Annotated in this window: 8 protein-coding genes, 1 tRNA gene and 1 pseudogene; 9 read left to right on the plus strand and 1 reads right to left on the minus strand. The window is 63.2% G+C overall.

What is annotated here, in order from left to right; translation table 11 throughout:
* Positions 1-30: 30 nt before the first annotated feature.
* The 9 genes from murA (at position 31) to E8A46_RS03090 (ending at position 6,015) form a co-directional block, all read left to right on the plus strand.
* Positions 31-1,320 (plus strand): UDP-N-acetylglucosamine 1-carboxyvinyltransferase, encoded by a 1,290-nt coding sequence (gene murA / locus E8A46_RS03050; RefSeq protein ID WP_291557283.1) that lies wholly within the window; start codon positions 31-33, stop codon positions 1,318-1,320.
* 42 nt (positions 1,321-1,362) lie between these two features.
* Entirely contained in the window at positions 1,363-1,818 is a 456-nt protein-coding gene (locus E8A46_RS03055; RefSeq protein WP_291557286.1) for a DUF2948 family protein, read from the plus strand.
* An 89-nt stretch (positions 1,819-1,907) separates the two neighbouring features.
* Complete coding sequence (hisD, locus tag E8A46_RS03060; protein WP_291557289.1) at positions 1,908-3,203, plus strand: histidinol dehydrogenase; 1,296 nt, start codon at positions 1,908-1,910, stop codon at positions 3,201-3,203.
* Complete coding sequence (locus E8A46_RS03065) at positions 3,200-3,694, plus strand: UPF0262 family protein (RefSeq protein WP_291557291.1); 495 nt, start codon at positions 3,200-3,202, stop codon at positions 3,692-3,694. Before hisD ends, E8A46_RS03065 begins: the two co-directional genes overlap by 4 nt.
* 155 nt (positions 3,695-3,849) lie before the next feature.
* Positions 3,850-4,314, plus strand: coding sequence for a low molecular weight phosphatase family protein (locus E8A46_RS03070; RefSeq protein WP_291557293.1), 465 nt, complete (start codon positions 3,850-3,852; stop codon positions 4,312-4,314).
* A 150-nt stretch (positions 4,315-4,464) separates the two neighbouring features.
* A complete protein-coding gene (locus tag E8A46_RS03075; RefSeq protein ID WP_291557295.1) occupies positions 4,465-5,088 on the plus strand; it encodes a Maf-like protein in 624 nt (207 codons plus the stop codon).
* Complete coding sequence (gene yacG, locus E8A46_RS03080; protein WP_291557297.1) at positions 5,078-5,272, plus strand: DNA gyrase inhibitor YacG; 195 nt, start codon at positions 5,078-5,080, stop codon at positions 5,270-5,272. The genes E8A46_RS03075 and yacG overlap by 11 nt, the downstream gene beginning before the upstream one ends.
* Before the next feature lie 196 nt (positions 5,273-5,468).
* Positions 5,469-5,544: transfer RNA gene (locus E8A46_RS03085), tRNA-Phe, on the plus strand.
* Positions 5,545-5,628: 84 nt separating this feature from the next.
* Entirely contained in the window at positions 5,629-6,015 is a 387-nt protein-coding gene (locus tag E8A46_RS03090; protein ID WP_291557299.1) for a DUF6538 domain-containing protein, read from the plus strand.
* Positions 6,016-6,203: 188 nt separating this feature from the next.
* Here E8A46_RS03090 and E8A46_RS03095 read toward each other — a convergent pair.
* A pseudogene (locus E8A46_RS03095) lies at positions 6,204-6,781 on the minus strand (hypothetical protein); the annotation flags it as partial.

The following is a 6,781-nucleotide window of genomic DNA, read 5'->3' on the forward strand; positions in this document are numbered from 1 at the left end:
CTTTGTGCGCAGCAAAAAGCAGGTTTAGCCATGGATCGCATTCGTATCGTCGGCGGCAGCCAGCTCAATGGCACCATTCCGATTTCCGGCGCGAAGAATGCAGCGCTGCCGCTGATGATCGCGGGCCTGCTCACCGAGCAGACACTTGTTCTCGACAATGTGCCGCGGCTTGCCGACGTCGCGCAACTGCAGCGTATTCTCGGCAATCACGGCGTCGACATCATGTCGGCCGGCAAGCGGCCCGGCGATCATGAATATCAGGGCCAGACCCTGCACATCTCGGCCGCCAATATCATCGATACCACCGCGCCTTATGATTTGGTGTCGCGGATGCGCGCCAGTTTCTGGGTGATCGCGCCGCTGCTGGCGCGGATGCATGAGGCCAAGGTGTCGCTGCCCGGCGGCTGCGCCATCGGCACCCGGCCGGTCGACCTCCTGATCATGGCGCTGGAGAAACTCGGCGCCGAGATCGCCATCGACGGCGGCTACGTGATCGCGAAGGCGCCGGGCGGCCTGAAGGGCGCCGCAATCGACTTTCCCAAGGTGACGGTCAGCGGCACCCATGTTGCCCTGATGGCGGCGACGCTCGCCAAGGGCACTACCGTCATCAGCAACGCCGCCTGCGAGCCGGAGGTTCTCGACGTCGCCGACTGCCTGAACAAGATGGGGGCACGCGTCTCTGGCGCCGGTACGCCGCGCATCGTGATCGAAGGCGTGAGCAAGCTTCATGGCGCGCGGCACACCGTGCTTCCCGACCGAATCGAGACCGGCACCTATGCGATGGCCGTGGCGATGACCGGGGGCGATGTTCAGCTCCGCGGCGCGCGGCCGGAATTGCTGCAATCGGCGCTCGATGTGCTGACGCAGGCCGGCGCCGTTGTCACGGTCAACAACGAGGGCATCCGCGTCGCCCGCAACGGCGCGGGCATCCGCCCGGTGAGGGTTTCGACCGCGCCGTTTCCGGGCTTTCCCACCGATCTGCAGGCGCAGCTGATGGCGCTGATGATTTGCGCCAAGGGCTCCTCGCACATCACCGAAACCATCTTCGAGAACCGCTTCATGCATGTGCAGGAACTGGCGCGGTTCGGCGCGCGGATTCATCTCGACGGCGAGACCGCCACCATCCATGGCATCGCCAAACTGCGCGGGGCGCCGGTGATGGCGACCGACCTGCGCGCGTCGGTATCACTGGTGATCGCGGGCCTTGCCGCCGAAGGCGAGACCATGGTCAACCGCGTCTACCATCTTGACCGCGGGTTTGAGCGGCTCGAGGAAAAGCTCTCGGCGTGCGGCGCGTCTATCGAGCGTATCAGCGATTGAACTTGATCGCAGATTCCCCACGCGCAAGACAAAGGTGATGCGGTGACGGACCGGCTCAAATTGATAGCGCTTGATGCCGAGGACCTTGCCGTGATTTCCGCGCATGTGCAGGACGCCCGCGTGCAGACCTCCGACATCATCTGGCGGCAACGCGAAAAGCGGCTGGTGGTCGGCATGAACCGGCTGGATTGGGAACAGACGCTGGCCGGAGAAACCGCCCCGCGCCGTCTGATCGCGGCGCTGCGCTTTGATCGCGTGTTGTCCTGCAAGTCGCGCAATATCAATCCGGGGGGGCCGGAAGCGGTACTGGAGCTGCTTGGAATCGAGTTTCACCCGACCGAGGCGCCCGGCGGCAGCGCGGTGCTGCTGTTCAGCGGTGGCGAGGCGCTCCGGCTGGACGTCGAATGTCTGGAGTGCGAGCTGTCCGATCTTGGCGTGGACGATCTCGGTGCCAGCGATCTCGGCGAAGGCGCGCAACCGCCGGGGCTGGATGCCTAGCAGCAGTCAAGCAAAGGGTTGACGGCGATTTGCCGCCGCGCCATTGAGCAGAGGGCCTTTTACTTCGGGACCTTCGCCGGAAAGCCACCATGCCTGTTCGATTAGACCGCAGCAGCGCCGACTTCACCAAGCGATTCGGTGATTTTCTTGCGATGAAGCGCGAGGTATCCGCCGATATCGAGGCCGCCACCCGCGTCATTGTCGATGACGTGGCGGATCGCGGCGATCTGGCGCTGATCGAGGCGACACGCAGGTTCGACCGCCTCGATCTCGATCCCTCTCGCCTGCGCGTCAGCGCCGAAGAGGTCGCGGCGGCGGTGAAGGCCTGCGATGTCGGCACCCTCGATGCGCTCAAATTCGCCCGCGACCGGATCGAGATCTTCCATCGCCGGCAATTGCCCGCGGACGACCGCTTCACCGACGCGCTCGGCGTCGAACTCGGCTGGCGCTGGAGCGCCATCGAATCGGTCGGCCTCTACGTTCCCGGCGGCACCGCCGCCTATCCGTCCTCGGTGCTGATGAATGCGGTGCCGGCCAGCGTCGCCGGCGTCGGCCGCGTGGTGATGGTGGTGCCGTCGCCTGACGGCAAGCTCAATCCGCTGGTGCTGGCGGCAGCCGATCTCGGCGGCGTGTCCGAAATCTACCGGGTCGGCGGCGCGCAGGCGGTGGCGGCGCTGGCCTATGGCACCGCGACCATCGCACCGGTTGCCAAGATCGTCGGCCCCGGCAACGCCTATGTGGCGGCCGCCAAGCGGCTGGTGTTCGGCAAGGTCGGCATCGACATGATCGCCGGTCCCTCGGAGGTGCTTGTCATCGCCGATCGCACCGGCAATGCCGGCTGGATCGCGGCCGATCTGCTGGCGCAGGCCGAACACGACGTCAACGCCCAGTCGATCCTGATCACCGACGACGCGGCGCTCGCCGCCGAGGTCGAACGCGCGGTCGAGGCACAACTCGTGACCTTGCCGCGCGCCGATATCGCGCGGGCCTCGTGGAATGATTTTGGCGCTGTCATTCTGGTCAAGAGCATTGGCGAGTCCGTCAGCCTGGCGAATGCGATTGCCGCCGAGCATCTGGAAATCATGACCGAGGATCCGGAAAGCGTCGCGGCGCAAATCCGCAATGCCGGCGCGATCTTCCTCGGGCCCCATACGCCCGAAGCGATCGGCGACTATGTCGGCGGCTCCAACCATGTGTTGCCGACGGCGCGTTCGGCGCGGTTCTCCTCCGGCCTGGGGGTGCTTGACTTCATGAAGCGAACCTCGATCCTGAAATGCGGACCGGACCAGCTGCGGGCGCTCGGGCCGGCGGCGATGACGCTGGGCAAGGCTGAGGGTCTCGATGCCCATGCGCGCTCCGTCGGACGGCGTCTCAATTTGTCATGACCAAGCCGCCCCCAGAGGACGATTCGCACAATCGCATCGTCGCGGTGACGCTCGATGAGGAATCGATCGGGCGTTCCGGTCCCGACGTCGAACATGAGCGCGCGATCGCCATCTACGACCTGGTTGAAAAGAACCTGTTCGCGCCGGAGGGCTTCGATAACGGGCCGTTTGCGCTGCATATCGGCATGACCGGCAACCGGCTCGTGTTCGACATCCGCCGTGAAGATGGCACGCCCGTCGTGGCGCATCTGTTGTCGCTGACGCCGTTCCGGCGGATCGTGAAAGACTACTTCATGATCTGCGACAGTTACTATCAGGCGATCCGCACCGCGACCCCCGACAAGATCGAGGCCATCGACATGGGCCGCCGTGGCATTCATGACGAAGGCTCGCTCACGCTGCAGGAGCGGCTGCAAGGCAAGGTGCGGGTCGATTTCGAAACCGCCCGCCGGCTGTTCACGCTGATCTGCGTGCTGCACTGGAAGGGCTGAGCCGCATGATCCCGAAAAGTGGACACCGGTTTTCGGGCGCGACAAACGCGGAACGCGTTTGCGCGGAGATCATGCGCAAGACCAGCCGCATGATCCCGAAAAGTGGATGCCGGTTTTCGGGCCAGATCATGCGCAAGACCAAAGCAGCCTAAGCGATGGCGTCTCCGCGCCTGCGCACTCCGCAAGCTGTGCTGTTCGCATGTGGCTTGAACAGCGTGCGCTCGCCGATGGCCGAAAGCCTGCTGCAGCAGATGTTTCCGCACGCGTTTTATGTGAAATCCGCAGGCGTCAGGAAGGGCGAGCTCGATCCGTTCGCGGTCGCGGTGATGGCCGAGCTCGGCCAGGATATCTCCGGCCACAAGCCGACGACGTTCGAGGAACTGGACGATTGGGAGGGGCTCAACTTCGACCTCATCATCACCCTGTCACCCGAAGCGCATCACAAGGCGCTGGAACTGACGCGCACGCTTGCGGCCGATGTGGAATATTGGCCGACGCACGATCCCGCCGGAGCCGAAGGCAATCGCGAGCAGAAGCTGCAGGCCTATCGCGAGGTCTGTGACGAACTGCTGCTGCGCATCCGCAAGCGGTTTTCGAAGGTCGGCGCGGCGAGCGGATAAAGCACTCACGCCGTGGTCCCTGCGCTGGCCGGCGCGACAAGGAATTTTGGTGTCTCCACAATAGCTTGTTGCCCGGTTGTGGAATGGGATGCCTTCCGATAGGTTCCGCGCGCATTCAGGTCCGAATCCCTCCCGCCGACAAAAATCCGCATGCTAGGCCGCCCCAAATTCGTTCTTGCTTCCGGTTCGCCGCGACGTCTCGGCCTGCTCAACCAGGCCGGCATCGAACCCGATGCGCTACGACCCGCAGATGTCGACGAGACCCCGAAGCGGGGCGAGTTGCCGCGGGCCTGCGCCAACCGGCTGGCCCGCGCCAAGGCCGATGCCGCGCTCAAATCGGTGCAACTCGACGACGAATTGCGTGGCGCCTTCATTCTCGCCGCCGACACGGTGGTCGCTGTCGGCCGTCGCATCTTGCCGAAGGCCAATCTGGTCGATGAAGCCTCGCAATGCCTGCGGCTATTGTCGGGGCGCAACCATCGGGTCTACACCGCGATCTGCCTGGTGACCCCCAAGGAGGCGCTTCGCCAGCGCCTGATCGAAACGCGCGTGCGCTTCAAGCGGTTGAGCGAGGACGACATCCAAGCCTATATCGGTTCCGGCGAATGGCGTGGCAAGGCTGGCGGCTACGCGGTGCAGGGCATCGCCGGATCGTTCGTGGTCAAGATGGTCGGCTCGTACACCAATATCGTCGGATTGCCGCTGTATGAAACGATCGCGCTGCTCGGCGGCGAGGGGTTTCCGGTTCGCTTTGGCTGGTTGAATGCCAGTTAAGCCGCCAGCCGAAGCCGGTTCCGGCAAGGAAGGCGCCAAGCCGTGCCCGATCTGCGGCAAACCGGCCGCGGAGGCGTCCCGGCCGTTCTGTTCGGAGCGCTGCCGGGATGTCGACCTGAACCGCTGGCTGTCGAATTCCTACGCGATCCCCGGCCGCAAGGACGAGGACGAAGCGGACGATTAGCGATATTCGTGTGTTTTCGGGCTGTTAGCGTCATTTTAAGTGGCTGCCCGTCGTCCCATCTTCGGCCTGCGGGCTACGCCGGGCATACGCCCGATCCCATGGCTGCGCCACGCGTGGCCCGAAGGGCGAAGCGTGGTGGACACAGCTTCCCGGCCTGACTATAAACCGCCGCTCCCAGGCCTTCGCGGCTGGAAGTGCCCAGGTAGCTCAGTTGGTAGAGCATGCGACTGAAAATCGCAGTGTCGGTGGTTCGATCCCGCCCCTGGGCACCATTCCGCTTTTAAGCACTTGTTTTAAAAGCAAATAAGCAAAATCAATGGCTTGACGCTACCCGCCTGGTACAAAAGGCTGGTACAATGCCCCTTGCAATGTCACGTCCCTGGAAACATCCCAACAGTGGTGTCTTCTGGCTCCGAAAAGGGGTGCCGGAAGATTTGCGCAAGATTGTTGGCAAGCGCGAGGAGAAGCGCAGCCTGCAGACGCGTGACCAGCGCCAAAACAAATTGACGATGGCTTGCGGTGACATCCCCCTCGACCTCTCGCTCTCGATCAAGAAAAGACTGGTCGGGATCAAGATCGTCTTGGCGAAAGCCGAGTGTCCGTCAGACCAAGCTGGCGCACAAATCGGCCAATTACCTTCGTGCCATTTCCCCCGCGTTTTCCGAATTTGTCAGGCGATAGCGCCGCGAAGAGCGGTCCAGACTTCGCCTTGGCCGCGAATTTCAAAAACCCAGTTTCAATGAGGGCGGGATGCAAAGGAATAATGCGCTCCGACCCGCTCGTCTTCAACGAGCCAGCTTCAGGATCGAGTTTCATGCACCAGATATTGTCGATCTGGATGATGTCTTCCGATCGCAACTGGCAAATCTCAGAAATCCTGGCCCCAGAGTAAGCCCCGATCCAAGGTACCCACCTCCGAACAGGATCCCTTTCAGCTAGCGCGGCTTGGAGGATCGCCGTCCGGCGTGGTGGCGTATAACGCGAGGTCGAACGCGGTGCCATCAAGGAGGAAGCGGCTTTCGCGCCGGCCTGGCGAATGTTCGAACGCGATGTGCTCGACGGTATAGACGAACTCGGGGAGCAATCGGCGGAACACGGCGGTTGCGAGGTCAAGGTCGAGGGCCAACGGTCCAAACAGGTTGAACGTGAGCGGCATCGATGAAAGAGCATTTGCGAAAAGACGCTCTTCGTCGATGGCGGCGCCCTCTTCGCGCAGGAGTAGCTCGCGCAGGACGAGGTGATGAATGGCTGGGGTGAGGAAGTTCTTTCCCGCGTCGGCGGCGTCTGGGTGGAGATTGGACGCGAAGCCGATAACTGTGGCTGTTCCTCCTTCCTGCCGAACCGTCGTGTCCGTGGGGATATTGTGGTCCTTTAACCACAAACACTGCAGCAACCTGGCAGCGCGACGGAAGCGCGTGTCGAAGGTGCAGAAAACATTGTTGCGTTTGAGTACATCGTCCGGGACAAGTGGGATGCGGGGGAGCGATGAAGCCGGGTATCTGGATGCGC

It is taken from the genome of Bradyrhizobium sp., assembly GCF_004799445.1.
GTDB lineage: Bacteria > Pseudomonadota > Alphaproteobacteria > Rhizobiales > Xanthobacteraceae > Bradyrhizobium.

Excerpts from the sequence above, each read along its gene's own strand:
- E8A46_RS03090 (WP_291557299.1), top strand. The coding sequence starts at position 5,629 with ATGCCCCTTGCAATGTCACGTCCCTGGAAACATCCCAACAGTGGTGTC.
- E8A46_RS03065 (WP_291557291.1), top strand. The coding sequence starts at position 3,200 with ATGACCAAGCCGCCCCCAGAGGACGATTCGCACAATCGCATCGTCGCG.
- E8A46_RS03075 (WP_291557295.1), top strand. The coding sequence starts at position 4,465 with ATGCTAGGCCGCCCCAAATTCGTTCTTGCTTCCGGTTCGCCGCGACGT.
- hisD (WP_291557289.1), top strand. The coding sequence starts at position 1,908 with ATGCCTGTTCGATTAGACCGCAGCAGCGCCGACTTCACCAAGCGATTC.
- yacG (WP_291557297.1), top strand. The coding sequence starts at position 5,078 with ATGCCAGTTAAGCCGCCAGCCGAAGCCGGTTCCGGCAAGGAAGGCGCC.
- murA (WP_291557283.1), top strand. The coding sequence starts at position 31 with ATGGATCGCATTCGTATCGTCGGCGGCAGCCAGCTCAATGGCACCATT.
- E8A46_RS03070 (WP_291557293.1), top strand. The coding sequence starts at position 3,850 with ATGGCGTCTCCGCGCCTGCGCACTCCGCAAGCTGTGCTGTTCGCATGT.